The sequence below is a fragment of the Cryobacterium sp. M23 genome (assembly GCF_002929655.1).
Classification (GTDB): domain Bacteria; phylum Actinomycetota; class Actinomycetes; order Actinomycetales; family Microbacteriaceae; genus Cryobacterium; species Cryobacterium sandaracinum.
This window is the reverse complement of record NZ_PJJV01000077.1, coordinates 26,243-52,629: the sequence shown is the minus strand read 5'-3', so window position 1 is coordinate 52,629 and position 26,387 is coordinate 26,243. Positions and strand designations below refer to the sequence as shown.

At 65.6% G+C, this 26,387-nt stretch carries 24 protein-coding genes and 4 pseudogenes; 13 read left to right on the top strand and 15 right to left on the bottom strand.

Annotated elements, in window-relative coordinates:
• Positions 1 to 112: 112 nt before the first annotated feature.
• Together CXY82_RS12320 and CXY82_RS12315 are read left to right on the top strand one after the other, a co-directional pair.
• Positions 113 to 3,166 carry an aminotransferase gene (locus CXY82_RS12320; protein WP_104171174.1) on the top strand — a complete coding sequence of 1,018 codons (3,054 nt, stop codon included), beginning with the start codon at positions 113 to 115 and terminating at the stop codon, positions 3,164 to 3,166.
• 273 nt (positions 3,167 to 3,439) lie between these two features.
• Positions 3,440 to 4,813: an NAD-dependent succinate-semialdehyde dehydrogenase gene (locus CXY82_RS12315; protein WP_104171173.1), complete on the top strand. Its 1,374-nt coding sequence runs from the start codon at positions 3,440 to 3,442 to the stop codon at positions 4,811 to 4,813.
• A gap of 190 nt (positions 4,814 to 5,003) precedes the next feature.
• Here the strand turns inward: CXY82_RS12315 and CXY82_RS12310 are convergent, their stop codons facing one another.
• From CXY82_RS12310 to CXY82_RS18050, 3 genes and pseudogenes are all read right to left on the bottom strand, one after another.
• Complete coding sequence (locus CXY82_RS12310; RefSeq protein ID WP_104171242.1) at positions 5,004 to 5,789, bottom strand: sulfite exporter TauE/SafE family protein; 786 nt, start codon at positions 5,787 to 5,789, stop codon at positions 5,004 to 5,006.
• 194 nt (positions 5,790 to 5,983) lie between these two features.
• A pseudogene (locus tag CXY82_RS18645) lies at positions 5,984 to 6,393 on the bottom strand (hypothetical protein).
• A 20-nt stretch (positions 6,394 to 6,413) separates the two neighbouring features.
• Positions 6,414 to 7,253: pseudogene (locus CXY82_RS18050) on the bottom strand (IS1380 family transposase); the annotation flags it as partial.
• A gap of 259 nt (positions 7,254 to 7,512) precedes the next feature.
• On the opposite strand from CXY82_RS18050, the gene CXY82_RS12295 reads away from it, so the two are divergent.
• Positions 7,513 to 8,880 (top strand): NAD-dependent succinate-semialdehyde dehydrogenase, encoded by a 1,368-nt coding sequence (locus tag CXY82_RS12295; protein WP_104171172.1) that lies wholly within the window; start codon positions 7,513 to 7,515, stop codon positions 8,878 to 8,880.
• Between the two features lie 100 nt (positions 8,881 to 8,980).
• Here CXY82_RS12295 and CXY82_RS18045 read toward each other — a convergent pair whose 3' ends face one another.
• From CXY82_RS18045 to CXY82_RS18640, 6 genes and pseudogenes are all read right to left on the bottom strand, one after another.
• On the bottom strand, positions 8,981 to 9,073 hold the full coding sequence (locus CXY82_RS18045) for an SsrA-binding protein (protein WP_146067666.1): 93 nt from the start codon (positions 9,071 to 9,073) through the stop codon (positions 8,981 to 8,983).
• A complete protein-coding gene (locus CXY82_RS12290) occupies positions 9,070 to 9,321 on the bottom strand; it encodes a hypothetical protein (protein ID WP_104171171.1) in 252 nt (83 codons plus the stop codon). The genes CXY82_RS18045 and CXY82_RS12290 overlap by 4 nt, the downstream gene beginning before the upstream one ends.
• A 95-nt stretch (positions 9,322 to 9,416) precedes the next feature.
• Positions 9,417 to 10,313, bottom strand: a complete 897-nt coding sequence (locus CXY82_RS12285) for a carbohydrate ABC transporter permease (RefSeq protein ID WP_233194100.1) — start codon at positions 10,311 to 10,313, stop codon at positions 9,417 to 9,419.
• 10 nt (positions 10,314 to 10,323) lie between these two features.
• Positions 10,324 to 11,283: a carbohydrate ABC transporter permease gene (locus CXY82_RS12280; protein WP_233199325.1), complete on the bottom strand. Its 960-nt coding sequence runs from the start codon at positions 11,281 to 11,283 to the stop codon at positions 10,324 to 10,326.
• Positions 11,280 to 12,584 carry a sugar ABC transporter substrate-binding protein gene (locus CXY82_RS12275; protein ID WP_104171170.1) on the bottom strand — a complete coding sequence of 435 codons (1,305 nt, stop codon included), beginning with the start codon at positions 12,582 to 12,584 and terminating at the stop codon, positions 11,280 to 11,282. Before CXY82_RS12275 ends, CXY82_RS12280 begins: the two co-directional genes overlap by 4 nt.
• An 804-nt stretch (positions 12,585 to 13,388) precedes the next feature.
• A pseudogene (locus CXY82_RS18640) lies at positions 13,389 to 13,537 on the bottom strand (IS1380 family transposase); the annotation flags it as partial.
• A 106-nt stretch (positions 13,538 to 13,643) separates the two neighbouring features.
• On the opposite strand from CXY82_RS18640, the gene CXY82_RS12265 reads away from it, so the two are divergent.
• Both CXY82_RS12265 and CXY82_RS12260 read left to right on the top strand, forming a co-directional pair.
• Positions 13,644 to 14,669 (top strand): aldo/keto reductase, encoded by a 1,026-nt coding sequence (locus CXY82_RS12265; RefSeq protein WP_104171168.1) that lies wholly within the window; start codon positions 13,644 to 13,646, stop codon positions 14,667 to 14,669.
• Between the two features lie 201 nt (positions 14,670 to 14,870).
• Complete coding sequence (locus tag CXY82_RS12260) at positions 14,871 to 15,368, top strand: SRPBCC domain-containing protein (RefSeq protein ID WP_104171167.1); 498 nt, start codon at positions 14,871 to 14,873, stop codon at positions 15,366 to 15,368.
• Positions 15,369 to 15,400: 32 nt separating this feature from the next.
• Here the strand turns inward: CXY82_RS12260 and CXY82_RS12255 are convergent, their stop codons facing one another.
• The gene (locus CXY82_RS12255; RefSeq protein ID WP_134542555.1) at positions 15,401 to 15,907 is read right to left on the bottom strand and encodes a hypothetical protein; all 507 of its coding nucleotides are present in this window, start codon (positions 15,905 to 15,907) and stop codon (positions 15,401 to 15,403) included.
• A gap of 277 nt (positions 15,908 to 16,184) precedes the next feature.
• On the opposite strand from CXY82_RS12255, the gene CXY82_RS17095 reads away from it, so the two are divergent.
• Positions 16,185 to 16,613: a hypothetical protein gene (locus CXY82_RS17095; RefSeq protein WP_134542554.1), complete on the top strand. Its 429-nt coding sequence runs from the start codon at positions 16,185 to 16,187 to the stop codon at positions 16,611 to 16,613.
• A 227-nt stretch (positions 16,614 to 16,840) separates the two neighbouring features.
• On the opposite strand, the gene CXY82_RS12250 is transcribed toward CXY82_RS17095, so the two are convergent.
• Complete coding sequence (locus CXY82_RS12250) at positions 16,841 to 18,454, bottom strand: isocitrate lyase (RefSeq protein ID WP_104171165.1); 1,614 nt, start codon at positions 18,452 to 18,454, stop codon at positions 16,841 to 16,843.
• A 367-nt stretch (positions 18,455 to 18,821) separates the two neighbouring features.
• Here CXY82_RS12250 and CXY82_RS12245 point away from each other — a divergent pair, with 367 nt between their 5' ends.
• Both CXY82_RS12245 and CXY82_RS12240 read left to right on the top strand, forming a co-directional pair.
• Positions 18,822 to 19,520 (top strand): haloacid dehalogenase type II, encoded by a 699-nt coding sequence (locus CXY82_RS12245; RefSeq protein ID WP_104171164.1) that lies wholly within the window; start codon positions 18,822 to 18,824, stop codon positions 19,518 to 19,520.
• A gap of 320 nt (positions 19,521 to 19,840) precedes the next feature.
• Positions 19,841 to 20,218, top strand: coding sequence for a rhodanese-like domain-containing protein (locus CXY82_RS12240; RefSeq protein WP_104171163.1), 378 nt, complete (start codon positions 19,841 to 19,843; stop codon positions 20,216 to 20,218).
• A gap of 114 nt (positions 20,219 to 20,332) precedes the next feature.
• Here CXY82_RS12240 and CXY82_RS12235 read toward each other — a convergent pair.
• A pseudogene (locus tag CXY82_RS12235) lies at positions 20,333 to 20,717 on the bottom strand (DUF2202 domain-containing protein).
• 112 nt (positions 20,718 to 20,829) lie between these two features.
• Positions 20,830 to 21,210, bottom strand: coding sequence for a thioredoxin (gene trxA / locus CXY82_RS12230; protein WP_104171161.1), 381 nt, complete (start codon positions 21,208 to 21,210; stop codon positions 20,830 to 20,832).
• A gap of 179 nt (positions 21,211 to 21,389) precedes the next feature.
• Between trxA and CXY82_RS12225 the strand changes: the two genes are divergently transcribed.
• From CXY82_RS12225 to CXY82_RS12210, 4 genes are read left to right on the top strand one after another with little or no spacing between them, the layout of a single operon-like run.
• Positions 21,390 to 22,751, top strand: a complete 1,362-nt coding sequence (locus CXY82_RS12225) for a rhodanese-like domain-containing protein (RefSeq protein WP_104171160.1) — start codon at positions 21,390 to 21,392, stop codon at positions 22,749 to 22,751.
• A gap of 4 nt (positions 22,752 to 22,755) precedes the next feature.
• Entirely contained in the window at positions 22,756 to 23,820 is a 1,065-nt protein-coding gene (locus tag CXY82_RS12220) for a HoxN/HupN/NixA family nickel/cobalt transporter (protein ID WP_199180953.1), read from the top strand.
• Entirely contained in the window at positions 23,817 to 24,128 is a 312-nt protein-coding gene (locus tag CXY82_RS12215) for a rhodanese-like domain-containing protein (RefSeq protein ID WP_233194097.1), read from the top strand. Before CXY82_RS12220 ends, CXY82_RS12215 begins: the two co-directional genes overlap by 4 nt.
• Positions 24,125 to 24,898: a sulfite exporter TauE/SafE family protein gene (locus CXY82_RS12210; protein WP_104171158.1), complete on the top strand. Its 774-nt coding sequence runs from the start codon at positions 24,125 to 24,127 to the stop codon at positions 24,896 to 24,898. Before CXY82_RS12215 ends, CXY82_RS12210 begins: the two co-directional genes overlap by 4 nt.
• Here the strand turns inward: CXY82_RS12210 and CXY82_RS12205 are convergent.
• Positions 24,895 to 25,134 (bottom strand): metal-sensitive transcriptional regulator, encoded by a 240-nt coding sequence (locus tag CXY82_RS12205; RefSeq protein ID WP_104171157.1) that lies wholly within the window; start codon positions 25,132 to 25,134, stop codon positions 24,895 to 24,897. The two genes, CXY82_RS12210 and CXY82_RS12205, sit on opposite strands and share 4 nt — an antisense overlap.
• A gap of 102 nt (positions 25,135 to 25,236) precedes the next feature.
• On the opposite strand from CXY82_RS12205, the gene CXY82_RS12200 reads away from it, so the two are divergent.
• Positions 25,237 to 25,737: a hypothetical protein gene (locus tag CXY82_RS12200; protein ID WP_146069125.1), complete on the top strand. Its 501-nt coding sequence runs from the start codon at positions 25,237 to 25,239 to the stop codon at positions 25,735 to 25,737.
• 218 nt (positions 25,738 to 25,955) lie between these two features.
• Here CXY82_RS12200 and CXY82_RS12195 read toward each other — a convergent pair whose 3' ends face one another.
• Positions 25,956 to 26,357, bottom strand: coding sequence for a VOC family protein (locus tag CXY82_RS12195; protein WP_104171155.1), 402 nt, complete (start codon positions 26,355 to 26,357; stop codon positions 25,956 to 25,958).
• Between the last annotated feature and the right edge of the window lie 30 nt (positions 26,358 to 26,387).

Here is a 26,387-nt window from a genome sequence, read left to right as displayed (position 1 = left end):
CCCTGCCCGCCGGGCTCCGAGTTGCGCGCGAACTGAGCGTTGGGCGCACAGAACGAGCGGCCCTGGTGCCAAACTGGCAGGATTCATTGCACTATCTGCGAGGAGCGTCGACGTGCCTGGTTTTGATTTCTTCAGCGGCCAGGGGCTCGTGCGCCCGGATATCACCGCGGCCGACGCCGAATCGATGGCGTCCTCGCTCTTCGGGATCACCGGCACGGCCCGCGAGCTCGGCAGCCAGCAGGACCGCAACTTTTTGATCACCGCCACCAGTGCCGCCACCAGTGCCGCCACCAGCGCCGCCACCGGTGACTCCACCAATGCCGCCACTGCTGCCCCTACCGGTGACTCCGCGGGTGACTCCGCCGGTGACTCCGCGGGTGGAGCGACGCAGCGCTACGTGCTCAAGGTCGACAACCCGGCCTTCTCAGCCGCCGAGCTGGCCGCGCAGGACGCGGTGATGGTGTTCCTAACCGAGCGCGGCATGCGCGTGCCGCAGCCCGTGCGGGGGCTGAACGGCCTCAGCCGCCAGCACTGGCACGCAGCCGATGCCGCCCTCCTCCCGGTGCGGCTGCTCACCTTCCTCGAGGGCCCGTCGCTCGAGGCGCGGGGCTATCTGGCCCCGCCGGTGGTCCGGGCGCTCGGCCGGCTCTCGGGCACCACGTCGCTGCACCTGCGTGACTTCGCGGCGGACGGCCTCGACCGCACGCTGCAGTGGGACCTGCGCAACGCGAAGGCCGTGATCGACCTGCTGATGCGCTGGGTGCCGGCGGAAGAGACCAGGGATCAGCTCCGTGCCATCGCCGACAGCGCCGCCGCACGTCTGGCGGCTGTGGCGTCCGCGCTGCGGCTGCAGACCATCCACGGGGACATCACCGATGACAACGTGATCTGCCGGGTGCTGCCGAACGGCCACCACGTGCCCGAGGGGGTCATCGACTTCGGCGATCTGGCCACCGGGTGGCTGGTCGCGGAGCTGGCGGTCACGGCGGCATCCGTTCTGCACCACATGCCGGACAATCCGCTGGCGGCCCTCGAGGCGATCGTCGCCTTCGACGAGGTCGTTCCCCTGACCGAGGCCGAGATCACCGCGCTCTGGCCGCTGATCGTGCTCCGCGGGGCGGTGCTGGTGGCCAGCGGCGAGCAGCAGGTGCAGATCGATGCGAACAACGACTACGCGAGGCACCGGATGGACGCCGAGTGGCAGGTCTTCGCCGCAGCCAGCGCGATCGGCTGGGAGGAAGCGGACGCGGCCATCCGGCAGGCGCTCGGTCGGCGGCCGCACACTGGTGCCGAACACACGACCGTGCCCGAACACACGACCGTGCCGATGATCCCCGCGCTCGCCGACGGCGACTACGAAATGCTCGACTTCGCCGTGACCAGCCCGGCCCTGGCCGACGGCCTTTGGCAGACAACGGATGCCGAGTGGCGGCTCGCGCAGGCCGCCCTCGCCCGACGCAGCGCCGCCGTCGCCCCCTACGGCCAGTTCCGGCTCACCCGAACCCCGCCGCACTCGCGCCGGGAACCCGACACGTTCGCGCTGTTCACCGAGGTCTTCCTGCCTGCCGGTTCGGTGATCGTCGCGCCGGCGGCTGCCTCGGTCACCGAGATCGGAGGCGACACTCTGGTTCTGACGCTGGCCGGTTTCGGGCTGCGCATCGGCGGCATCGTGTCGAACCTCGTGCCGGGGGCCGCGATCGCCGCGGGGGAGCCCGTGGGCGTTGCGAGCCCGGTTGCTCGGGTGACCGTGCAGAAGCTCGCTCGCCCGGGTCTGCCGGTCCCGCACTTCACCCAGCCCTCCCGGGCCGCCGCGTGGGCAACCCTCGCACCGGACCCAGGGCGGCTGCTTGGGCTGGCGCCGCAGGCATCCGTCGTCGACCCGGCGATCGAACTGGCCCGGCGCGGTGCCATGATGGCCGCGGCGCAGGAGAAGTACTACGAACGGCCGCCGCAGATCGAACGCGGCTGGCAGGAACTGCTGATCGACACCCACGGGCGCTCCTACGTCGACATGGTCAACAACGTCGCCGTGATCGGGCACAGCCACCCCCGGTTCACCCGTGCCGTGAGCGATCAGCTGGCGTTGCTCAACACGAACTCCCGGTTCCTCTACTCGGCGTTGGCCGACCTCTGCGAACACATCGTGGCGACATCACCGGATCCCATCCTCGACACCGTGCTTCTGGTCAACAGCGGCAGCGAGGCCGTGGACCTGGCCCTGCGCCTGGCCCGGATCCACACCGGCCGCAGCAACGTCGTCGCCTTACAAGAGGGCTACCACGGCTGGACGTCGGCCTCCGACGCGGTGTCGACCTCGGCCTTCGACAACCCTTTCTCCTTGGCCTCCCGGCCCGACTGGGTGCACATCGCGGATGTTCCGAACTCCTATCGCGGGACGCATCGCGGTGCCGGGGCGGCAGGGGAGTACGCGGCTGACCTTGCCCGGCTGCTGGCCGATCCGGAGGGCCCGGGGGCTGACCTGGCCGCGTTCATCTGCGAGCCTGTGCTGGGCAATGCCGGCGGCGTCGTGCCCCCGGCGGGATACCTCGCCCGTGTCTACGAGCAGGTCCGTGCACGCGGCGGGCTGTGCATCGCCGACGAGGTGCAGGTCGGCTACGGCCGGCTGGGCAGCCACTTCTGGGGCGTGCAGCAGCAGGGCGTCGTGCCCGACATCCTCACGGTGGCCAAGGCGATGGGCAACGGATACCCGCTCGGCGCGGTGCTCACCCGCCGGGACATCGCCGAATCCCTGGCCAGGGAGGGCAACTTCTTCTCCTCGGCCGGCGGCAGCCCGGTCAGCTGCGTCGCGGGGCTGGCCGTGCTCGACGTCATCCGGGACGAATCCCTCCAGCAGAATGCGGATGCCGTCGGCCGGCACCTGGCAGGCCGGCTTGCAGAGCTCGCGGAACGGCATCCGTTGATCGGGATGGTGCACGGCCTGGGCCTGTACCTGGGGGTGGAACTCGTGCGCGACCGGGACACCCTGGAGCCGGCGGTCAGCGAGACCGCCGCCATCTGCGAACGGATGCTGGAGCTCGGCGTGATCGTGCAGCCCACCTCGGAGAGGCAGAACGTGCTGAAGATCAAGCCGCCCCTGTGCTTGAGTCGGGAGAGCGCGGACTTCTTCGTCGACCGGCTCGACGAGGTGCTGCAGAGCGGCTGGTAGCGTGCACGACGTGCTTGATCACCCCCGCGCCGAGCACCCCCGCGCCGAGCTCGCGGCGCTCTGCGCTCACGGCCTCGACTGGAACGCCGACGGGTTGTGCAGCCTGACAGTTGAACGGAATCCGGTGACAGACCCGGAAGGCCGAAAAAGTTCACCAAAATGGCTGCCCAAAACCCCTGACAGCGGCAGACTGTAACGACACGGGCGCGACCGGCTCCGGCAGCAGCGGTCCCGTCTCGATCGGCGTCAACGAAGCAAGCTTGGGGAGAAAATATGAACAAGTACACAGTCACGAACCCCGCCACCGGGGACAGCGGACCGAGTTTTACTCTGGCAACCGATGCTGAGGTGACCGAGGCCATCGGAGCCGCAGACCGTGCCCACAGTGAGTTCTCTCGCTGCACGTCGGTCGCCGAGCGCGCGGCCCTGATGCAGCGTGTCGCGGACCTGCACACCGAGCGGCGTGAGCATCTGGCCGAGCTCATCGTGCGCGAGATGGGCAAGCCCGTCGCGCAGGCCCTCGGCGAGGTCGACTTCGCGGCCGACATCTACTCGTACTACGCGACCCACGGCGAGGCCTTCCTCGCCGACGAACCGATCGAGCTGCTCGGTGGTGAAGGCTCGGCGTTCATTCGGAGCGCCTCCCTCGGAGTGCTCGTCGGGATCATGCCGTGGAACTTCCCCTACTACCAGGTCGCCCGCTTCGCCGGTCCGAACCTGGTTCTCGGCAACACAATCCTGCTCAAGCACGCCTCGCAGTGCCCCGAGTCCGCTGCCGCGATCGAGGCGATCTTCACGGATGCCGGTTTCCCCGACGGCGCATACCGCAACGTCTACGCCTCCAGTGCTCAGATCTCCGACATCATCATTCCGGACCCCCGTGTCTGCGGTGTGTCGCTGACCGGTTCTGAAGGCGCGGGTGCGGCGGTCGCGGAGGTCGCCGGCCGCAACCTCAAGAAGGTCGTGCTCGAACTGGGCGGATCCGACCCGTTCATCCTGCTCAGCACGGACAATATGGACGAAGCGGTCGACGCCGCCGTTGACGCCCGCCTCGACAACTCCGGTCAATCCTGCAACGCGGCCAAGCGCTTCATCGTGATCGACGGCCTGTACGACGCCTTCCTGGCGAGCTTCACGGCGAAGATCACCGGCAACGTTCCCGGAGACCCCACGTCGCCGGACACCACGCTCGGCCCGCTGTCCTCCTTCGGTGCCGCCGAGGGCCTCGAGGAACAGCTCCAGCGCGCCGAAGCCCAGGGCGCAACCGTCACCGCGCGGGGAAACCGCATGGGCGCCTTCTTCTCGCCGACGGTCCTGACCGACGTGTCCCCTCAGAGTGACGCTTACCGGGAAGAGTTCTTCGGCCCGGTCGCCGCCGTCTATCGCGTGGCGAACGAGGCCGAGGCCGTGCAGGTGGCCAACGACGTCCCGTACGGCCTGGGTTCGTATCTCTTCACCACCGACCCGGAACAGGCCCTGCGCGTGGCGGACCAGATCGACGCCGGGATGGTCTTCATCAACGGCTCGCTCCTCGACGGAGCAGAGCTGCCCTTCGGTGGAGTGAAGAGGTCTGGCTTCGGCCGTGAACTGGGACGCTTCGGCATCGCGGAGTTTGCCAACAAGAAGCTCATTCGCATCCTCAGGTGACACGCGGGTGGCGCGCCGCCCGTCTCAGACGGTGGCGCGCCACCCGCCCGCGCCAGACTGCGGCATCCGGTCTCCCTGACGAATTCGACGGAGATTTGGGCCGAAACGGCTCCAAACCTGCCCAAAATTGCGCGCTGCCTCAAAATCTCCGTCGAATTGGTTCGGCGCCGGGCCCGGGCGGCTCCGCCCCCTAGCTCAGGAAGAGCACCACTGCGGCGGTCACCGCGACCACGACCAGGATGGAGCGCAGTACCGGCGCGGAGAGCGTGCGGCCGATACGGGCACCCAGCCAGCCGCCCGCCGCGGAGCCGATGCCGATGAGGAGAGCGATTCTCCAGTCCACGGTCCCGCTGGAGATGAAGATGATCGCCGAAACGATGTTCGCGACTCCGGCGAGCACGTTCTTGGTGCCGTTTGCCCGGTGTATGTCGGTGGACCAGAGTATGCCCAGCAGCGCGAGCAGCACGACCCCCTGGGCGGCACCGAAATACCCGCCGTACACGCCCGTCGCGAGCACCCCGAGGATGAGCCCGAGGGTGAGGGGACGCGTATCCGTTTTGGTCAGCAGTGTGCCGGCGGGTGCCGCCGGCGCCTTACGTCGCACGAAGCCGGCCACCCGAGGCTGGATCGCCGAGAGCACCGCGGCCAGCAGCAGCAGGAAGGGCACGACGCCGGCGAACGCCTGTGCGGGCAGGGCGAGCAGGAGCAGACCGCCGACGATGCCGCCCACGGCGGAGAAGATCGCCATCACAGCTACGGGGCGCCACTGGGACCGCAACTCGCGTCGGTAGCCGTGGGCGCCGGCAATGGACGCAGGGATCAGACCCACGGTATTTGACACGTTCGCCGTGATCGGCGGCACGCCCAACGCCAGAAGAACGGGGAAGGTGATGAGTGTTCCGGCGCCGGCGACCACGTTGATGACTCCCGCGGCCAGCCCGGCGATCAGGATGATCGCACCTTCAAGCAATGTCACATCTACCCCCACCCGCTGTTGGACCGTGCAGGTCAAGGCTAGTTCAGGAATGCTGGTTCAGGCGGCGGCCGGCGCCGGGGCAGTGGATGCTGCGGTTGTGGCTTGCATCACCGGCTCCCCATCGCGACGGGCATCGCGACGTGACTATGAACGGGGTCGGAATCTGTCGAACCGTCAGCTTCGGCCCCCGGTCGTCACCGCGCTTCTGGCGCTGGGGGAGCCTGACGTCGAGCCCGGGGAACGGCACGTACGGCACCTGGCTGAGGAGGTGGCTGATGATGTCGAGGCGGACCCTCTTCTTGTCGTCGGTATGCGCGACATACCAAAGCGCCCAGCGGCGTCATCCGCAGGAAGTGCTCGGTCTGATCCGGAGTGCAGAAACCCATCACCCGCTCCACGCCCGCATGGTTGTTCCAGCTGTGGTCGAAGAGGACCACCTCGCCGGCTGCGGGGAAATGCTCCAGGTAACGCTGGATGTACAGCTGGGACTTCTCGCGTTCAGTGGGAACGGTAGTGCCGCGACTCGGAAGACCCGGGGGCTCACCTGCGCGGTGGTGCGTTTGATGGTGCCGCCCTTGCCGGCCGTGTCACGCCCCGCGGACACGAGGCAGCCAGGCACCTGGTGATGTTCTCGGCCTTCTTGCAGGACGTGAACGCGGTGAACGGGACCTCGGCGACTTCGGTGCTACGTGATCCACGTTTTCGTGCTGTTGTCATTGATCGCGTTGGTGTATTCAATCGCTGTCCAGGCGTTGTCGGGGATCGTTCCGATCGCTCGTTTGATGGCGGGTTCCATGCGGGCGGTGACGGAGACGTCGGCACCGGCTGTGAGGGCCGCACTGATTGAGGCGTGACCGTAGCAGGCAGAGTCGGCGCGGAGGAGCAGGCGCGTTTTTTCGGCTCCGTGGAGCCGTTTGGTGGTGGCGAGGGCATCACGGATCAAACGGGCGGCGCCGCGCGGTGACCCGCACGCACCGCGGCGGAGCCGTTGACCGATGATGATCGGCGCTGATGATGATCGGCGCTGACACGTCAGTTTTCAGCGTTGCGAGCAACACGTTGAGGCCGCGCACGCCGGAGTGGGGTTTCGGGCGCGAGGCCCCGCACGAAGCGTGAGGCGACGGCGTCGAGCTGCCGGACGTGACCGAACGTGAAGTCGCGCAGGAACGACCCCGACGTCGACGGCGCGTATCAGTTGGTGAAGACCTTCCGCATGCCGCCGTGACGAAGAATCGCGAGGTCGTCGATCGAGTCTGCGCCGGCGACCATCCCTCCGACCAGTGAGGTGACTTTCAAGCCGGCGTTGGCACCCTTGTCGGCGGGGACGGTCAGCCACTGATCGGCCAGGGTCGCCAGCCCCGCTCGGGCGGCCAATTTCATGATCGGGACCAACTCAGCGCACGACAAAAGATTCGGGTCGGTGAATGATGCAGAAACGGTGCGGTTGGTGTGGGTAGCTTGCATCTACAAGATGCTCATCTGTTTGGTAAATTTAAACTCTAGACAAGTTCTATCTACCAGATCAGCTGGGTATTCTTGGTATATCGCGCCGTCAAAATCTCACGTCGACCCGTGGATTCAGGCTAAGAAGACCACACCGAGACGAAACGAGCCACCGCAACTTCCGCTGGCCTCATTCGCCTTGACAAATCCCGCGAACATGGTTGGCTCGTCTCAGTGCCAATTTCCGGAACAGTAGTCCGACCGTGAAAGGAGGTGGCTCGTGAGCCACCATGCCGTTGTCAACCCCGCCACAGGCGAGACCATCAAGACTTATCCCCAGATTTCGGATGATGAACTCGAGCAGGTCATCGCATCGGCGGACGAGGCCCACGTCGGCTGGTCACGGAACTCGTCAATCGACGAGCGGGCCGCGCTCCTGCGCAGGGTCGGTGATTTGCATGCGGAGCTCCGCGACAATCTGGCGGCCATCATCGTGCGCGAGATGGGAAAACCCGTCGACGAAGCCCTCGGCGAGGTCGACTACGCCGCCGACATCTACCGGTACTACGCCGACAACGCGAAGGAATTTCTGAAGGACGAACCCATCACCCTTCTCAGCGGCGAGGGTTCCGCCTTCATGCGCTCCAAATCGCTTGGTGTGCTGATTGGGATCATGCCGTGGAATTTTCCGTACTACCAGGTTTCGCGCTTCGCCGCACCGAACCTCATGACCGGCAACACCATCATCCTCAAGCATGCGTCGCAGTGCCCGGAGTCGGCCGCGGCGATAGAGCAAATCTTCCACGATGCAGGCTTCCCGGCTGGCGCCTACATTAATGTGTATGCGGACAGCGAGCAGGTCGCCGCGGTCATCGCCGACCCGCGGGTACAGGGTGTTTCCCTCACCGGTTCGGAGGGCGCCGGCGCGGCCGTTGCCGAGGTGGCCGGTCACCACCTCAAGAAGGTCGTGCTGGAACTGGGCGGGTCAGACCCGTTTATCCTGCTGAGTACCGACGACATGGCCGCCACAGTGGCTGCCGCCGTCGCCGGTCGCCTCCGCAATGGCGGGCAGGCCTGCGACGCCGCCAAGCGATTTATCGTGATCGATGAACTTTACGATGAGTTCACGGAGAAGTTCACCGCCGCCATCCTGGCTTGCTCTCCCAGCGACCCGACCGTCCCCGAGGCAGACTACGGACCCCTCTCGTCCCTCGACGCGGCCGAACATCTCGCGGAGCAGGTCGAGCGCGCAGTCGCACAGGGAGCGACCTTGGCGAGCACTGGCAAACGGTCTGGTAACTTCTACCCGTCTGGCGTGCTCACCGATGTCACGCGAGACAACGACACATACCACGAGGAGTTCTTCGGCCCCGTAGCGTTCGTCTACCGGGCAGGCTCAGAAGATGAAGCCATCGCCCTCGCGAACGACACTCCGTTCGGGCTCGGCTCCTACCTGTTCACGACCGATCCCGAGCAGGCACTGCGGGTTGCCGACCGCATCGAGGCCGGCATGGTCTACGTCAACCTCGTCGACGCCGGTAGCGCGGAGCTACCGTTCGGCGGAGTGAAAAGAAGCGGCTTCGGGCGCGAACTCGGACGCTACGGTGCCAGCGAATTCGTGAACAAGAAACTCATCCGTATCGGCTAGACCCATCGCAGACCCCGGCGAACGCCGTTCAGTCGCCGAGTCTGCGGCACGCGAAAACTGCTCGTGCCGCCTCGTGGTCGTCCTGGCGTTCACGCAGCGCCTAGCGACCGTCGAACCCGCGTTTTCCGTGGGCAACCGCGAGTTCGACTTTCGCTTGACCATCGCTGACGAACAGCGAGAGCAGCACGATCATGCGTCCACCTCCGTCGCCTTGTTGTGGATCTTCACAGGTTGCCACCGGTTCTCCGGGTTGAGCAGACCAGCGCCCACCAGCTCGAGCGCGGAACGGTGATCAGCCAGGTTGGTGCTGGCCCGCGGATGCCGCGGCCACGCTTGCTTACCCAGCGTGCTCGACTCAAAAACAATGGCCGGCTCGACACGTGCGGATGCCGCAGCCGGACCCGAAGCGCTGACGTCATCGTGGTCGGCCACGAACAGCATTCATCGATGCGCGCAACGTCGGGCGGATCGCCGCCTCGACCCGGTCCCAGCCCGGCCACATCGGGTCGGATACTCGACGAATTCACAAGCCACACCTATTTGATGCCGCTGCGCGCGAATCCCTGCACGAAGAAGCGCTGGAACACCAGAAACAGCACCACCATGGGCACCACGTTGATAAGGGCGAACGCCATCGTTGCACCGAAATCCGACCCGAATTGGCCCTGCAAGTAGAGCAGGCCGATCGGCAGGGTGAAGAGTTCGTTCTGCTTGAGGGCGATAAGTGGCCAGGCGAAATCATTCCAGGACTGCAGCAGCGTCATGAAGAACAGCACAGCGATCAGCGGCTTTGAGAGCGGCAAAACTATACTCGTGAACACTCTAAAGTGGCTAGCCCCGTCGATGCGCGCCGCCTCGATCAGGTCGCGCGGGATGGAGAGAATGAATTGGCGTGCGAGGAACAACCCGAAAGCACTCGCGGCCGTGGGCAGGATGACCGCCCAGTAGCTGCCGTAAAGCCCGAGGTTCGTTACGAGCCGAAACAGCGGCACCATAATCACCTGCACGGGGATCATCAACGTTGTCAGAGCGATGAGAAAAACGACGTTCGAACCGCGGAACTTGAGCTGCGACAGGGCATACCCGCCTAACAGGTTGACGAGCACCGTGAGAACTGCCACCGTGATCGAGATCGCCATGGAATTGCTAAACCATGTGGCAATCGGGAACCCTGCGAGGACGCGCTCAAAGTTTCCGACTGTCAGGGTACGCGGCCAGAGACGCAGTGTGCCACCCAGCAGCTCGGACCGCGATGAGAACGCGACTACAAGCATCCAGTACAGCGGGAACAGCACAACGATGCTGATGAGGATCGCCGCAACGATGCGGGCTACGAGCCCCCGTCGCGAGCCTCTGCGCGAGCGCGGCGCCCCTAATCTTGTTGTCTTCTGCCTGCGGGTCGCCGGCGCTGGCGAGAGGATGGATGTTGTCACGATTGTGTCCTTATTCGACCAGGTCCCGGCTGCGGCTGGTTCGCCACCGTACCGCAGTGAAGATAAAGGTTACGAGAAGAAGCACGACACCGATAGCGGCGGCGTAACCCTGGTCGCGAGTCACGAAACCCGTGTCATAGGCGTATGTGACAAGCACGGATGTGGCATTCTGTGGGCCGCCGCCGGTCATCACGAACACGATGTCGAAGACTTGGAAGGAATAGATGACGTTGAGAATGAGCAGAAAGAATGACGACGGGCCAAGCAGGGGCACTGTCACATTCCGGAATCGGACCCAGAAACCCGCCCCATCCAGTTCGGCCGCTTCATAGAGTTCGGGGCCGATGCTCTGAAGGCCCGCCAGGTAGATGAGCATGTTGAATCCGACCCTCCACCACAACGTCACGAGAACAACAGACACGAACGCGGCGAATCCACCGGACTGCCAGTTAACGCTCGGAAGTCCGATAAATCGGATCAAATTGTCGAGGATGCCGTTGTTCTCGTTGAAAACAAGTACACCAATCAGTGCGGTGGCGACGCCCGAGATAGCCATCGGGATGATGAGAATGGAACGGAACACGCCTCGGGCGGGAAGGATCGAGTTGAATAGCACGGCTGCGCCGAGGCCAAGGACCATCGATAGAGGCGTCACGATGATTGTGAACAGCAGGGTGTTCGCCGTGGATCTCCAAAAGAGCGGATCGCTAAGAAGGCGCTCATAATTGGCGACACCTACGTATTCACCGACCCCGAACCCGTTGGTCTCCTGAAAGCTGATCACCACGGTCCACACGAGCGGGACGAGCACGAATAGGCAAAGCAGCAGCATGTTCGGGGTCAGAAACAGCCACCCCGCGAGTGCCTCGCGCACGGTTTTACTATTACGACGCCCCGGGCGCCTTGGAAGCGTAAGCGACGGCGCGACGGTGCCCGCGACGCGGTCCTGCACGACGGCGACTTTTGTCACGAATTGCCCGTGGTTTGGGCGATCCCTTCTGCGATTGATTTCAGAGTGTCTGCGGTACTTGTCGAACCGGCGAAGGCCGATTCCAGGTTGTCCTGGAGTACGGTGATGATTCTCGACATGTCGGGGGACGCCACCTGGCTTGAGTCCTTGGCGCGCACCGTTGAAGCCTGGCTGAGGAAGATGGGGGCGAGCTCGGGACGTACATCGAAAGCGATGCCCGATTCGCTGAGATCCTTACGGGTCGGCAGGAGTGAGGCGGTCTCGCAGAAGTCGCGCATTTGCGTGCCGCCCGTGACGAAGTCAAGGAAGGCTGCGGCGAGCTCCGGGTTGGCGGTGCCCGCGGTGGCGACGAGCGCATTCCCCCCGAAGTCGCCCCCACCGCGCTTACCACGTGGCGCGAAGGTCGCGCCCCACTCGAAGTCGAGTGTGTTTGTGGCATCCGGGATAGCGAACGCACCGGACCAAACCATCGCCGAGGTCTGCGAGTACCATGTGTCGCTCGCGAACGTGGCCGACTTGATGGTGTTGTTCGGCGGGACGAAGTTCTTCGTGAAAAAGCTTGACGAGAATTCCAGGGCAGCCAACCCTGCGTCCGAGTCGATCGCAGGGTCGGTGAGGTTCGTGTCCAGGAACCGGCCGTCAGCCTGGAAGAGCAGGCTAAGCCAGCGGGTGACGCCATTACCCTGCCAGTTGTAGGCCATGGGGTAGGCCTCTGCGGGTTGGGCGGCACGCAGGGTCGCGGCGACCTCGGACAGCTCGTCCCACGTCCAGGCGCTGTCGAGAGAGGTGGGAACCGACGTGATCCCGGCCAGTTCCAGGGTGGCTTTGTTGTACAGGATCACGGAGGTATCGGTGTGGTGAGGCACCCCGAACGGCTTATCGTTACCCTGCACGGCCGCCCAGGCCGCGTCGGTGAAGCGATCGGAAAATCCGGACTCCAGGTACGGGCTCAAGTCCAAAAGCTGGTCCCGACCGGCGTAACTGCCAAACGTGTAATACGGCACGCGGAAGATGTCCGGCGGATTCCCCGCCTGCAGCTGGGCATCAATGTTGGTGAACATCTGTCCGTAGGGAACTGAATTCAGCTCGATCTTCGTTCCCGCGTTAGCCTCCTCGAACGACGCGATGGCGCGAGCGAAACTTGCGAGCTCCGCGTCTGTGCCCCACGTAGTGAATGTCAACGTTTTTGACCCCGTGGCCGTAGAGGTTGACTGCTGCGGCGCGAAACCGCATCCTGACAGGAGCAGGGGTAATGACACCGCTCCGGAGCCGATCAAGAAATGACGTCTGCTAAAATCCATGCCGGGATCCTTCAGCTGGGTCTGGGAGATTCAGATTTCAGTAATTACGTACACTGATGCCACTGGCACATTATCACGACCTTGGCTGCCGCCAACTGCCGTCTGTCACGGTCGGAATGTGCAAAAGGAATTGACTCACACCGGGCGCAAGACCCGCGCTCGGCTCATCGCTGCCGCGACGACCCTCCTTGTCGACGTCGGGCGTGATGGAATGTCCACGCGTGCCGTCAGCCGCGCGGCCGGTGTGCAGCCACCCGCCGTATAGAGGATCGCGGCCAGGTCAAACCACTCCCGCTTCTGTGGCGGCAGCAACCATTCTCGCCGGTCCTCTCCACCGCGCAGCCAAAGCCGGGATGCTCGACGTTTCCGAGCTTCCAGGTATCCCATCCACTCGTGAAGCGGTTCTCGCATCTGTTTTGAACGACGCCGGACCGACATTCGGGTCCGCTGCGGTCACTGCTGCTGTGCAGCTTCGAGCGTCTCTAGCCGACACAACCGTGCTCACCGCGACCGAGAGACAGCTTTTGGGAGACTGGCTCGACCGTGAGGACTCGCGTCACACGGCCGGCGAGCTTGGCTGCTTAGCCTGAGTCCACCGGCTGGCTTGTGAGGGAATTCTGATATCGGTTGGGGGGCTTTGGGAGTTTCAGGCGCGGATGCGGTCCGGGTCTCGCGGCCCGGGGTGTTCCGCTGGTGTTCCTGTTGATGCCGGTGTCGGCTGCTTGGTCAGGTGGGGTCGGGTTGTCGCGGTCGAAAGTTCTGGTCGAACAGGGCCGTCCTGGGTTTCTCCCAGGGCCAGTGCTCGGGCAGGTGCGCCAAGGAACTGCTCTAAGGTCGGCATTCACGAGCGCTATCGTGGCGTGAGTGCGGTGGGTTGTGTCGGCGGCGACGGTGTCGACGGTGCTGGTGGTGAAGAAGGCATGGAATCGATGGGTGTCGAACAGGGTTGCCCGGGGTGGCCCTCAAGGTCAACGGACGGGCGGTATCGACGTAGTCGAGCGTGTGAGACTGATGGCAGGGTCTCGGGCACCCCGCCTCGAAAAAGAACAGGAATCGCACATGGAATATCGCACACTCGGCAACAGCGGCGCGGTCGTTTCGACCTACGCCCTCGGCACCATGACTTTCGGCGCGGAGGCCGATCAGGAGATGGCGCACACACTCCTGGACACATATGTAGAGGCAGGCGGCAACTTCGTCGACACCGCGGATGTCTACAGCTCCGGGGTCTCGGAGGAAATGATCGGGTCCTGGCTGGCTTCGCACCCGACCGAGCGTGAGCAGATCGTTCTCGCGACCAAGGGCAGGTTTCCGATGGGCACCGGCCCCAACGATCGGGGAACCAGCCGCCGGCATCTGAACCGGGCACTTGACGATTCGCTGCGCCGGCTGGGCACGGATCACGTCGACCTATATCAACTGCACGCCTGGGACGCGTTGACGCCGCTGGAGGAGACCCTGCGCTTTCTCGACGACGCCATCCGGAGCGGGAAAATCGGCTACTACGGCTTCTCCAACTTTCTGGGTTGGCAGCTGACGAAGGCCGTGTACGTGGCGCGGGCGCTCGGTTTCACGCCGCCGGTCACCCTGCAACCGCAGTACAGCCTCCTCGTGCGCGAAATCGAATCGGAGATCGTGCCGGCCGCACTCGACGCGGGCCTGGGGCTTCTCCCTTGGTCGCCCCTCGGCGGAGGCTGGTTGTCGGGTAAGTACCGGCGCGACACGGACCCCACCGGAGCCACGCGCCTCGGCGAGGATCCCGCGCGCGGGATGGAAGCCTGGGGTCCGCGCAACAAGCAGGAACGCACCTGGCGCATCATCGACGCCGTCGCTGAGGTTGCAGCCGAGATCGGTGCCACGAGCGCGCAGGTGTCCCTCGCCTGGCTTGAGGTGCAACCGGCGGTGACGTCGGTCATCCTCGGGGCGCGGAGTGTGAAGCAGCTCGCGGAAAACCTGTCCGCGGCCGACGTGCAACTGAGCCCAGAGCACCTGGAACTCTTAGGCGCACTCAGTTCACCGGTTGTTTCCGACTATCCCTACGGTGAGGCGGCGGTCGCGCAGCGCTCGCGCGTGGTCGGCTTCTAGGCCCGGTGCTCGAGCCGGACCGGTCGTCGCCACGACCTTGCCCATCGCACCCGACGGCATGCCGGTGCACTTCTCGAACGGCCAGGTGCCCTCCGTGCCGTCGATCTGTCCCTGTTTTCATACCCACGGGGTATTCACCACGGAAGAAATAAGCGACATCCTGTTCTGAGACCAGAAAGCTAAAACCCCGAAGGAGAAATCATGACCGTCATCAGTTCGAACACCGACACCGAGGCGCTGACCCTCACCTTCGTGGCCGATTTCGACGCGAGCCCGGAGCGGGTGTGGCAGCTCTGGGAGGACCCGCGTCAGCTCGAGCGCTGGTGGGGCCCGCCGACCTGGCCGGCCACCTTCGAGCGGCACGACTTCGTGCCCGGCGGCCGGTCGAACTACTACATGACCGGCCTGGACGGCGAGAAGGGGCCCGGCTGGTGGGTGACCACGCTGATCCAGCCGCCGCGCCGGTTGGAATTCGAGGACGGCTTCGCCGACGAGAACGGTGACCCGGTTCTCGAGATGGGCTCGGTGCGGGCCGTGGTGACTCTGGAGGAGGCCGACGGTCGTACCCGCATGACCACGGTGTCGACGTTTGCGAGCCTCGAGCAAATGCAACAGATTTGCGAGCTGGGTATGGAGGAGGGTATGCGCCAGGCCATGGGGCAGATCGACAGGCTTCTCGCTGAAGACGACAGCGCCTGACCGGACCGCCGTCGCCGGCGGTCGCGCCTCGCTCAGTGCACCAGCGCCTTGAGTGCGATCAGTGCCAAGCCCATGCCCGCCGTTCCCGCCGCGGTGGCGAGCTTCGCGCGTGAACCGGCCTGCCGTTGCCGGGCAGCCCACCAACCCAGAAGCGCGAGGGTGACCACAGCAGCCCACAGTGAAAGGTCTACGGCCGCATCTATCGACCACCCGAGGAATGCGGCGAGGATCAGGCAGGCTACCGGCACGATGAGCGCCCATAACAGCCCGGCTGAGCGTTGCAGCGCCTCACGGACCGCCTCCCGCCAGCTCAGGTCCCGATTGCCGACGATCTCGGCGTACACATGCGCGCCCCAAAACACCAGGACGGTTCCCACGGTACGGGCGATGAGGGCCGGCAGGCCGGGGTTGTACAGGGAGAACGCGGAAATGAGACCCGCGGTCAGCACAGTGCCGTAGACGGCCTCCGCGTTCATGGCCCGCGACACCCACGGGTAGCGCCGCAACCGGGCATCCAGGTCGAACCCCGAAGGCTTCACCGCCACCGCCATTTCCGCATTGGCAACTCGCTGCCGCCGCGGTCAGCATAGTCGGGCGAGCTGCGTATGACCCTGCATCAGCAACCACGCCGCGCCAGCATCGTTGGGCGGTCGCGTTCTCGGGCATGCGTCGCGCGGAGAAGTTGCCCTCCCCGGAGAAGACCGTACGGCAGGCGGACCGCGACGAGCCTGCGCCGTTCTGACTCGGGATCCGCGATTTCGCGTGCACGTGTTACACGGTGTTGCCGGCGATCCAGTCCAGAACGGCAGGAGTCGCATGGCGAGCGCGTGGCCCGACTCCGTGTCGACACGAGTGCCCCAAGGCCACGACCTCCGCCCTGTTGCTGGCTCCCGAGCACACGGCCAGCCGCCCCGATTATGCGGATGCCGAGGCGGTGGCCCTGCTGGACGACGTACTGGCCGGTCAGACCTCGGGCTCCCGGGCGACCACGCCTGGGACTTCGACGAGCTGGCGGCGACCATCGGCACCCTCATCGGGAGTGACGTCACCTTCCGCAACCTCACCCCGGCCGCGCACGCGGACATGCTGACGGGATTCGGACTCGACGCGGGCCTGGTGGGCTTTGTTGTGGGGCTCGACACCGACATCCGTGACGGCCTGCTCGGTGAGACCACCGGTGACCTCGCGTGCCTCACCGGCAAGCCGCCGACCCCGCTTGCCGCGGGTTTGGCTCGTGCGTCGTGAGGTGGTTGCTCGAGGCGAAGAACGGGGCCTCGGTGACCGACGCTCGATCGGCATCGGCATCGGCATCGGCAGGCGTCTGGCCAGCCCCGAGCGGGCGACGAGCAGGTGGAAGCCTTTGCGGGCAAGGATAGGCACAACCTCAGCCTGCCGGCCAAGGTGGAGGGCCAACGAGGAAACCCCAGTTCTGCGACTGGGGCTTCTTCATTGCGACCTCTGCAGAACTCGGGCTAGTGGCTCAGTGCCGGTTCCTCGAACTGGTTCATCGTGTTGTTGGTGCCGCCGGCCTTCAGGGCGGCCTCGCCGGCGAAGTACTCCTTGTGGTTGTCACCGATGTCGGAGCCGGACATGTTCTGGTGCTTGACCGTGGCGATCCCCTCACGGATCTCTCGACGCTGCACACCCTTGACGTAGGCGAGCATGCCCTGGTCGGCGAAGTAGCCCTTGGCCAGGTCATCGGTGGACAGCGCGGCCGTGTGGTAGGTCGGCAAAGTGATGAGGTGGTGGAAGATGCCGGCCTCGGCCGAGCCGTCGCGCTGGAAGGTACGGATGCTCTCGTCGGCGATCTGAGCGAGCTCGGTCTCGTCGTAGGCGACGCTCATCAGCTTCGCGCGGTCGTAGGCCGACACGTCCTTGCCCTCGGCGAGCAGGTTGTCGTACGCCTGCTGACGGAAGTTGAGCGTCCAGTTGAACGACGGGCTGTTGTTGTAGACCAACTTGGCGTTCGGGATGACCTTGCGCACCTCGTTCATCATTCCGGCGATCTGGGCGACGTGCGGCTTCTCCGTCTCAATCCAGAGCAGGTCCGCGCCGTTCTGCAGCGAGGTGATGCTGTCGAGCACGCAACGGGCCTCACCGGTTCCCTGACGGAACTGGAACAGGTTGCTTGCCAGGCGCTTGGGGCGCAGCAGCTTGCCGTCGCGCTTGATGACAACATCCCCGTTACCCAACTCGGCCTCGGTGATCTCGTCGACGTCGAGGAAGGAGTTGTACTGGTCGCCCAGGTCCCCGGGCTGGTAGGTCACGGCGAGCTTCTGCGTCAGGCCGGCACCGAGCGAGTCGGTGCGCGAGACGATGATGCCGTTGTCGATGCCGAGCTCGAGGAACGCGTACCGCACGGCGTTGATCTTCGCGATGAAGTCCTCGTGGGGAACGGTGACCTTGCCGTCCTGGTGGCCGCACTGCTTCTCGTCCGAGACCTGATTCTCGATCTGGATGGCGCAGGCGCCTGCCTCGATCATCTTCTTGGCCAGAAGGTACGTCGCCTCGGGGTTACCGAAACCGGCGTCGATGTCCGCGATGATCGGCACGACGTGGGTCTCGTAGTTGTCGATCTGTTCCTGGATGTCCGCGGCCTTGGCGTCGTTGCCGGCGGTACGGGCCCCGTCCAGGGCGGTGAATAGCAGGTCCAGCTCGCGGGCGTCGGCCTGGCGGAGGAAGGTGTAGAGCTCCTCGACCAGCGCGGGAACGGCCGTCTTCTCGTGCATGGACTGGTCGGGCAGCGGGCCGAAGTCGCTTCGCAGAGCAGCGACCATCCAGCCGGACAGGTACAGGTAGCGCTTGTTCGTGGTCTTCAGGTGCTTCTTGATCGAGATCATCTTCTGCTGGCCGATGAAGCCGTGCCAGACTCCGAGGGACTGTGTGTAGACGGAGGAGTCCGCGTCGTACTCCGCCATGTCCTTGCGCATGATGTCGGCGGTGTACTGGGCGATTTCGAGGCCGGTCTTGAAGCGGTTCTGTGCACGCATGCGGGCGACCGACTCAGGGTTGATCGCGTCCCAGCTGCTTCCGGCCGCGTTCTTGAGAGCTTCGACAGCCTGGGTGTCGTCTTGATAGATGGTCATGTGCATTCCTTCGACGTTGAATTGTGCAGAGCGTTGGACGGCTTCCGGCGGCCCGTTATCGGCTGCTACTTGAAGACTGCTGCAATAACAAGCGGTCTTCTTCACGATTCCCGGCAGAACTTTTGGGATTCTTCTTCGTTTGAGAAGAATTCCCTGAGCGAGCCGGATCGTGACCGGGAATATGCCGAAATCGACGACCCAGGTGGGATCGGAGGGAAGGCCACCCCGGTGGATCCCTCCCCGCGCGACTAGGGTGTTGCGCGGAAGAAAGCTTTGACAGGAGGACCAGCTGAGCCCTGACCGTGGCTGGGGTGTTCCTCGCGGGAAAGGCACGGCGGCAGAACCGCACCAATCAAAGGAAATCGCTATGAACAGCACACCTTCAGTAATCGTTTTCGACGTCAACGAAACCCTCTCCGATATGTCCCCGCTGAGCGCCCGGTTCGTGGAGATCGGAGCCCCGGCCCACCTGGCGCGGGTCTGGTTCGCCTCGCTGCTGCGGGACGGCTTCGCCCTCGCCGCCGCGGGAGGAACCGCGCAATTCTCCATGATCGGATCCGAGATCCTGCGCGGGGTCCTCCGCGACGTCGACCTGACCCGTAGCCTCGACGACTCGGTGCGCCACGTGATGGACGGCTTCGAGACTTTGAGCCTGCATCCGGACATTGCCGACGGCATCCGTGATCTGAAAAGTGCAGGGTTGCGCCTGGTGACCTTCTCCAACGGATCCGCGCAGGTGGCCGAGTCCCTCCTGACCCGGGCGGGTCTCCGAGGGGAGTTCGAGGCTCTGCTCACGGTGGAGGACGCCCCGGCCTGGAAGCCGGTTCGGGCCGCCTACGACTACGCCGCGGATGTCTGCGGAGTGAAGCCGGGCGACTTGCTCCTGGTGGCCGTGCACCCCTGGGACATCCACGGGGCCGCGCAGGCAGGCCTCCGCACTGCGTGGCTGAACCGCGCCGATGAGATCTACCCCAGCTTCTTCGCGGCACCGGACCACACCATCACCGCCCTCGGCGAACTGGCTACCCAGCTCGCCCGCGACTCGCACCCCGCCCATCGCCCCTAACAAATTCGACGGAGATTTTGGCTCTGGAGCCCGGTTAGTGGCCCACACAGGTCAAAAATCGGAAAATCTCCGTCGAATTCGTTCGGGCGGGCCGTGGTCTGGGGGCAAGGGCTGCCGGGAAAGCGACCGAGGCCGATGGTGGCGCTCTGGATACCCTAGGGGGTATGCTGATACTTTCAGTGAATCGAGAAGGAGTCACCTATGTGCAGCCCCATTCGTTGTAACCGTTGCGGCAAGATCACCTGGACCGGTTGCGGTGAGCACGTCGACAGCGTCATGGCCGACATCCCGCCCGCTCAGCGCTGCACCTGCAACTAGGCATGAAGAACCTCGTCGCGGCACTCGTCCTGGCCGGTGCCGCCCTGTTCGGCCTCACCGCGTGCTCCGCTCCGGCCGCCCCGGCGGCTGAGTCCGCCATGGCGGCCGACACCGTCGTGATCGACGTGCGCACCCCCGGGGAGTACGCCGCCGGTCACCTCGAAGACGCGCTGAACATCGATGTGCAGTCATCCGACTTCGACAGCCAGGCCGCGGCGTTGCCGACCGACGGCGACTACGTCGTGTACTGCCGCTCGGGCAGCCGTTCGGCCGCCGCGGCGGCTCGTCTGGCTGATCTCGGGTTCGCCTCGGTGACGGATGCCGGCGCCATGTCTGCCGCCACCGTCTCCACCGGTCTCCCGATCGTCACGACCCGGTAGTGCCCGCAACACCGCACCACCCGCAACACCGGCACCACCCGCAACACCGGCACCACCCACAACACCGCAAAGGGCACCCACGAGCGTGGGTGCCCTTCGTTGTGTCGCCGGTGCTTAGCCGCCGAAAGCGACGAGGTGCTTTTCGGAAGCGGCCAGCAGTCGCTCGTAGACCTTCAGCACGTCGGGGGCGGTGACGCCCTCGACCGCGATGGTCAGATCGGCGATGTCGGTCTCCTCGACCGCGCGTCCGGCCTCCATCGCGGCGTCCACGGTGACCGAGCCCTCGGCGAGGAGGGTGTCGTAGAGGTCCTGGGTGTCGTCGGTCAGGAACTCGCCGGCCGCCAGTCCGACGGTCGGTGAGCTCATACCGCTCCAGGAGGGTGCGCACGGCATCCAGGTGCTTGGATTCCGACTTGGCGATGCGGGTGAAAAGCGCCGGGTCGTACTGTGCGTCGAATGCGGCGTACAGGTCGTACGCGAGCTTCTCTTCTTCGGTCATCGCCGCAAGCTCTGACTTCTGGTCCTCGGTCAGCGTGCCCATGGCCATGCCGCCCTGGTTCGACTGGCCGGCCTGGGGGCGTCGCTGGGAGTCGGTAAGGCGGAGAGGCCGGTCAGGCAGACGCCTGGTCGGCGGCCTGGCGGGCCGCGATGCTGGCGTGCACCTCGTCCATGTCGAGGCTCCGCACGGCGGTGATGACCTCTTCCAGGGAGGAGGCGTTCAGGGCGCCGGGCTGGGAGAACACCAGCACCTTGTCGCGGAAGGCCATCAGCGTCGGGATCGAACGGATGCCCGCGGCGGCGGCCAGGCTCTGCTCGGCCTCGGTGTCGACCTTGGCGAACACGATGTCGGGGTGCTTCTCGGACGCGGCGGTGAAGGTGGGCGCGAACATGCGGCACGGGCCGCACCAGGCCGCCCAGAAGTCCACCAGCACGATGGAGTTGTCGGTGATGGTCTGGTCGAAGGTTTTCTCGGTGGTGTCAATGGTTGCCATAACTCCAGAATATACCCCATGGGGTATTTCGGTCAAGCGTCGGACGACGCCCGGGGCGGCCCGGCAGGTTGCTTTCCGGATACCCCTGGGGGTATCGTATCCAATGTGCGATCCAATCGCACGCACGACGCAGGCAAGACGTCAGCACGACGCATGCAAGACTTGGAGGACTTCGAACCATGGACGTTATCGTTATCGAAACCCCGCAGCTGGGAGACCGCAGCTACCTGGTGCACGACGGCGCGGTCGCGCTGGTCATCGACCCGCAGCGCGACACCGACCGGGTGGAGAGCGCGGCACGCGAGGCCGGGGTCACCATCACCCACGTCGCCGAGACCCACCTGCACAACGACTACGTGACCGGCGGCTTCGAGCTCGCCCGGGTTCACGGCGCGAAGTACCTGGTCAACGCCGCCGACTCCGTCACTTTCGAGCGGGAGCCGGTCACCGACGGCCAGGTCATCCCGATCGGCGGCCTGACCGTCACCGTTGTGGCCACGCCGGGGCACACCCACACGCACGTGTCCTACATCGTCAGTGACGGCACCACCGAGGCGGTCTTCTCCGGCGGCAGCCTGCTGTTCGGCTCGGTCGGACGCACCGACCTGGTAGCCACGACCGACACGGTCGCGCTCACCCACGACCAGTACGCCTCGGTGCGCCGGCTCGTGCACAAGGCCGAGCATGACGCCGCGCTCTTCCCGACCCACGGGTTCGGCTCCTTCTGCTCCAGCGGCCCGGCCACCGGCGCCGGAGCATCCACCATCGGCGAACAGCTCACGGCGAACCACGCCCTGACCGACTCCGATGAGGAGCACTTCGTGCGCGACCTGATCACCAACCTCACCGCCTACCCCTCCTACTACGCGCACATGGCCCCCGCGAATACGCAGGGTCCCGGCGCGCCGAACCTGCAGGTGCCCGAGTCCCTCGACGCCGCCGAGCTCACCCGGCGCCTGGCCGAGGGGGAGTGGGTCGTCGACCTGCGCAACCGGGTCGCGTTCTCGAGTAACCACCTGCAGGGTGCCGTGAGCTTCGAATACGGCAACGGCTCGAACTTCACCACCTACCTGGGCTGGGTTCTGCCCTGGAAGGAGCAGCTCACCCTGGTCGGCGACCGCGCAGACGTCGAGGACGCCATCCGTGACCTGTCGCGCATCGGCATCGACTCGCCGGATGCCGGCATCGGCACCGAGCCGCACGCCCTGGCCCCGGATGCCCCGGTCGCCACCTACCCGCGTGTGGGCTGGGTCGGGATGCTGCAGGGCCGCGCCGAACAGGATGTCCTTCTGGACACCCGTCGCGCCGACGAGTTCGCCGGTTCCCACCTGCTCGGTGCGGTGAATGTTCCGCTGCACGAGTTGCTCTCCCGGATGGAGGAGATCCCGGCCGGCACAATCTGGGTGCACTGCGGTTCCGGCTACCGTGCCGGCGTCGCCGCCAGCCTTCTGCAGCGCGCCGGCCGTGAGGTCGTGCACGTCGACGGGAACTTCGACGAGGCCACGGCTGCCGGACTCACCCTGGCCGAGCTGACCATCTAACCCCATGACGGGGAAGCGAACGGCGATCCACCCGGCCGAGAAGCGCAGTCTTCTCGGCATGGGCGCCGCCGTGGTGGCCCTCCACCTGGGCGGCTGGGGAACCCTGTTCCTGCTGGTGTTGCCGCAGCTGTCCCGCACGGGCGGCAACACCGCGGTGATGCTCGGACTGGCGGTCAGCGCCTACCTGTTGGGGGTGCGGCACGCCGTCGACGCCGACCACATCGTCGCGATCGACAACACCACCCGTCGCCTGGTCGGCGCCGGCCGCCGACCGGTTTCGGTCGGGTTCTGGTTCGCCCTGGGGCACTCCTCCGTCGTCGTGGTCTCCGTGGTGCTGCTGGTGCTCGGCGTCAACGCCTTCGCCGGCGGCCTCGCGGACGACGCTTCCGCTCTCCGGCAGGTCACCGGCGTGTGGGGGGCCGCCGTCTCCGGCGTCTTCCTGATCCTGATGGGCGCGCTCAACCTGTCCTCCCTGAAAGGGCTGCGCCAGGTGCTGCGCGACGTGCGGACCGGGCGCTTCGTGCAGAGCGAGCTCGACGGGCACCTCGACAATCGCGGCGTGATCAACCGGCTGCTCCGGCCGATGTCCCGGCTCGTGGACCGGCCCTGGAAGATGCTGCCGATCGGCCTGCTCTTCGGCCTCGGCCTCGACACCGCCGCCTCGATCAGCCTCTTCGTCTTCGCCGGGGTGCTCACGCCGGGCCTGCCCTGGTACGCGGCCCTGGTGCTCCCCGTCGTCTTCACGGCCGGCATGACCCTCTTCGACAGCGCGGATGGAGTCCTGATGAACCACGTCTACCAGTGGGCCTCCGCCGACCCGCTGCGGAAGGTCCATTACAATCTGATCGTCACCGGCGTATCCGTCTTCGTCGCCTTCTTCGTCGGCGGGATGGGCCTGATGGCCATGCTCACCGACCTCGGCACCGGCGGCGGAACCCTCCAAATGCTCACGGCCGTCGACCTCACCTTCCGGGGACCGGTCCTGTTCGGCGTTTTCGCGCTGACCGGACTCCTCCTGGTTCTGTGGGCTCGATTCCGCCCTAGTCTGTCCCTGGAAAGGCACTCATGATGGAACTCACCCCGCAGCAGGTCTTCAGCCGCCAGGCCGAGGCGCAGATCGTCGATGTTCGGGAAACCCCCGAGCTTCTCGACGGCATGATCGCCGGAGCCCGGCACATTCCGCTCAGCACGATTCCGGAGAACACCGCCGCTCTGGACCCGAAGCGACCCGTGATCCTGGTCTGTCGCAGCGGGAGTCGCAGCGCCAGCGCCGCCGACTACCTCGCTGCCGCCGGATTCGACACGATCAATATGATGGGCGGCATGCTCGAGTGGACCGCTGAGCGGCTGCCCACGGTTCTGCCTCAGCGCCCGTGATCATCGCGGCCCTCGTCCTCGGGCTCATCGTCGGGGCGCTGCTGGGCCTGGTCGGCGGGGGCGGGTCGATCCTCGCCGTGCCGGCCCTGGTCTACGGGGTCGGGCTGCCGTTGGAGGAGGCGATCCCCACCTCCCTGATCGTGGTCGGAGCGGCCTCCGCCGTCGCCGTGCTCCCGCGGCTGCGTCGTGGCGTCAACTGGCGGTTGGCCACCATCGTCGGGTCGGCCGGGGTGGCGACCGCCTACCTGGGCACCATGGTCAACCGGCTGCTCGACCCGGGAGTTCTGCTGCTGATTTTCGCCGTGATCATGGTCATCGCCGGCATCCGCATGTTCATGCCGACCCGACCTGGCGGCGGCCCCTGTGCTCTCCCCGGTGGGAAAACCAGGTGGTGCAGCTGCCTGCCCCGCGCGCTCGCCACCGGCGCGGTGGTCGGTTTCCTGACCGGGCTGCTCGGCGTCGGTGGAGGCTTCCTCATCGTGCCCGCGCTCACCCTCGTGCTCGGCCTGCCCATGAGCGTGACCGTGGGAACCTCGCTGGTCATCATCGTCATCAACTCGATGGCCGGGTTCACCGCGCACCTCGGTGACGTGCAGATCGACTGGGCCGTGACCGGCGCGTTCGCCGTGACGGCCATGGCTGCGTCGCTGATCGCCGGCCGGCTCGCCCGCGGACTTTCCGACACGGTGCTGAAACGCGGATTCGCCGTTCTGGTTCTGATCGTCGCGGTCTATGTGGCCGTGCAGGCCGTGGTGTCGCTTGTCAACTAGGACAGCGCCAGGAACAGCTTCTCGAGTTCCTCCACGCGGAGGGGCTTCTTGTCAACGGTGTCGCCCTGGTCGGTGAGACACTCCTTCATCGCGGAGGTGATGATCGTGAAGCCGGCGCGGTCGATGGCGCTGGAGACGGCGGCGAGCTGGGTGACGACCGCCCGGCAGTCGGCGCCTGATTCGACGGCGGCGATCACCGCGGCGAGTTGCCCCTGGGCGCGCTTGAGCCGGTTCATGGTCTTGCGCAGATCATCTGGCTTTGTCGGGTCTGACTACATGTGTATAAAATACCCCTTGGGGTATCAACTCTGAATGACAATCGAGGAATCAGCCACACCATGAGAATCTCTAGAACGTTCACCGAACTCCGCATCTGGCCTCGCCGAAGACGGATGGTCGCAGCCGGTATCGCGGCGGCGGCGTTAACCGCGCTGACACTCGCCTCGGGCTCCGTTGCCGTGGCCGGCGGATCACTGATGTTCCCCGGTGCCGTCTGGGCCTATGCGGTCACGGTCGTCGGGGCCGGGCTGATCGGCCTGGTCGTCGCCAGCTTTTTCGATGCCCCGATCGGCGGGGAAGCCACCCGGTGTGACGTGCGCTGGCCCGTGCTCGGCCTGATCGCGGTCTATCTCACCACCGAACTGCGGGAGGCTGTGCCACTTATCGCCGCCGCCGTTCGCCCGGTCGTCGCCGTCGCCGCGATCGCGCTGCTGGCATGGGCGCTGCTCGAGCGTCTGGGCAGCGAGCACCGTGCCGTCGACGATCGGAGTGAAAACGGTGAGGACGGCGAGGTCTGCACGACCTGCAAGCCGCTGTTCCCGGCGACGCGGAGCCGCTGACGCCGTCAGGGCGCCAGAGGGTCGAGCCGACCGGCAACCACAGGAAGTCAAACCCCCAACAGTCGTACCGACGCTCCACTGCCCGGAAGACCGTGGTGCTCAGGAGGTCACGTTCCTGCGCGCTGAGACTGCCGAGTTCCGGTCTGCTCCCGACGAAGGTCTCCAACGGCCGATGATGTTTTGGCTGGTCTCCCCGTTCCAGATCACCGGGTACACCGCTACATGGATTTCGCAACCACGGCCAGCACGTTGGCGGCCGGGTCCGTGAACCAGGCGATTTGGGCCCGGTCCTCCTCGTCGCGCATGATGCCCTTCTCGTCGTTGGGCGGCATGTCGGCCAGATCCGCATCGCCGTAGATCTTCGTGGTCACGCCGCGGGCATTGAGCTCGTCGACCGTCTTCTCGACGTCGTCGGTCATGAAGTTGAGCACGGTGAAGGACGCCGGCACATGATCGGGCTTGACGTAAATGAACAGCTGCGCGCCGTTGCCGAGCCGAACCTCGAGGTTGCCCATCATGCCCTCCGTGACGGAGAGACCGAGGGTCTCGCCGTAGAAGCGCTTCGCCTTGTCGATGTCGTCAACGGAGAACGAACTGAAGGCCTCGGAACTGGTGAACATGTCAGTCTCCTTCGTCAGGAACCATGTGGT

Excerpts from the sequence above, each read along its gene's own strand:
- CXY82_RS12315 (WP_104171173.1), top strand. The coding sequence starts at position 3,440 with ATGAACAAGTACACAGTCACGAACCCCGCCACCGGGGACAGCGGACCG.
- CXY82_RS18045 (WP_146067666.1), bottom strand. The coding sequence starts at position 9,073 with ATGATCGTGCTGCTCTCGCTGTTCGTCAGCGATGGTCAAGCGAAAGTC.
- CXY82_RS12290 (WP_104171171.1), bottom strand. The coding sequence starts at position 9,321 with ATGCTGTTCGTGGCCGACCACGATGACGTCAGCGCTTCGGGTCCGGCT.
- CXY82_RS12275 (WP_104171170.1), bottom strand. The coding sequence starts at position 12,584 with ATGGATTTTAGCAGACGTCATTTCTTGATCGGCTCCGGAGCGGTGTCA.
- CXY82_RS12265 (WP_104171168.1), top strand. The coding sequence starts at position 13,644 with ATGGAATATCGCACACTCGGCAACAGCGGCGCGGTCGTTTCGACCTAC.
- CXY82_RS12260 (WP_104171167.1), top strand. The coding sequence starts at position 14,871 with ATGACCGTCATCAGTTCGAACACCGACACCGAGGCGCTGACCCTCACC.
- CXY82_RS17095 (WP_134542554.1), top strand. The coding sequence starts at position 16,185 with ATGGCGAGCGCGTGGCCCGACTCCGTGTCGACACGAGTGCCCCAAGGC.
- CXY82_RS12250 (WP_104171165.1), bottom strand. The coding sequence starts at position 18,454 with ATGACCATCTATCAAGACGACACCCAGGCTGTCGAAGCTCTCAAGAAC.
- CXY82_RS12245 (WP_104171164.1), top strand. The coding sequence starts at position 18,822 with ATGAACAGCACACCTTCAGTAATCGTTTTCGACGTCAACGAAACCCTC.
- CXY82_RS12240 (WP_104171163.1), top strand. The coding sequence starts at position 19,841 with ATGAAGAACCTCGTCGCGGCACTCGTCCTGGCCGGTGCCGCCCTGTTC.
- trxA (WP_104171161.1), bottom strand. The coding sequence starts at position 21,210 with ATGGCAACCATTGACACCACCGAGAAAACCTTCGACCAGACCATCACC.
- CXY82_RS12225 (WP_104171160.1), top strand. The coding sequence starts at position 21,390 with ATGGACGTTATCGTTATCGAAACCCCGCAGCTGGGAGACCGCAGCTAC.
- CXY82_RS12220 (WP_199180953.1), top strand. The coding sequence starts at position 22,756 with ATGACGGGGAAGCGAACGGCGATCCACCCGGCCGAGAAGCGCAGTCTT.
- CXY82_RS12215 (WP_233194097.1), top strand. The coding sequence starts at position 23,817 with ATGATGGAACTCACCCCGCAGCAGGTCTTCAGCCGCCAGGCCGAGGCG.
- CXY82_RS12205 (WP_104171157.1), bottom strand. The coding sequence starts at position 25,134 with ATGAACCGGCTCAAGCGCGCCCAGGGGCAACTCGCCGCGGTGATCGCC.
- CXY82_RS12200 (WP_146069125.1), top strand. The coding sequence starts at position 25,237 with ATGAGAATCTCTAGAACGTTCACCGAACTCCGCATCTGGCCTCGCCGA.
- CXY82_RS12195 (WP_104171155.1), bottom strand. The coding sequence starts at position 26,357 with ATGTTCACCAGTTCCGAGGCCTTCAGTTCGTTCTCCGTTGACGACATC.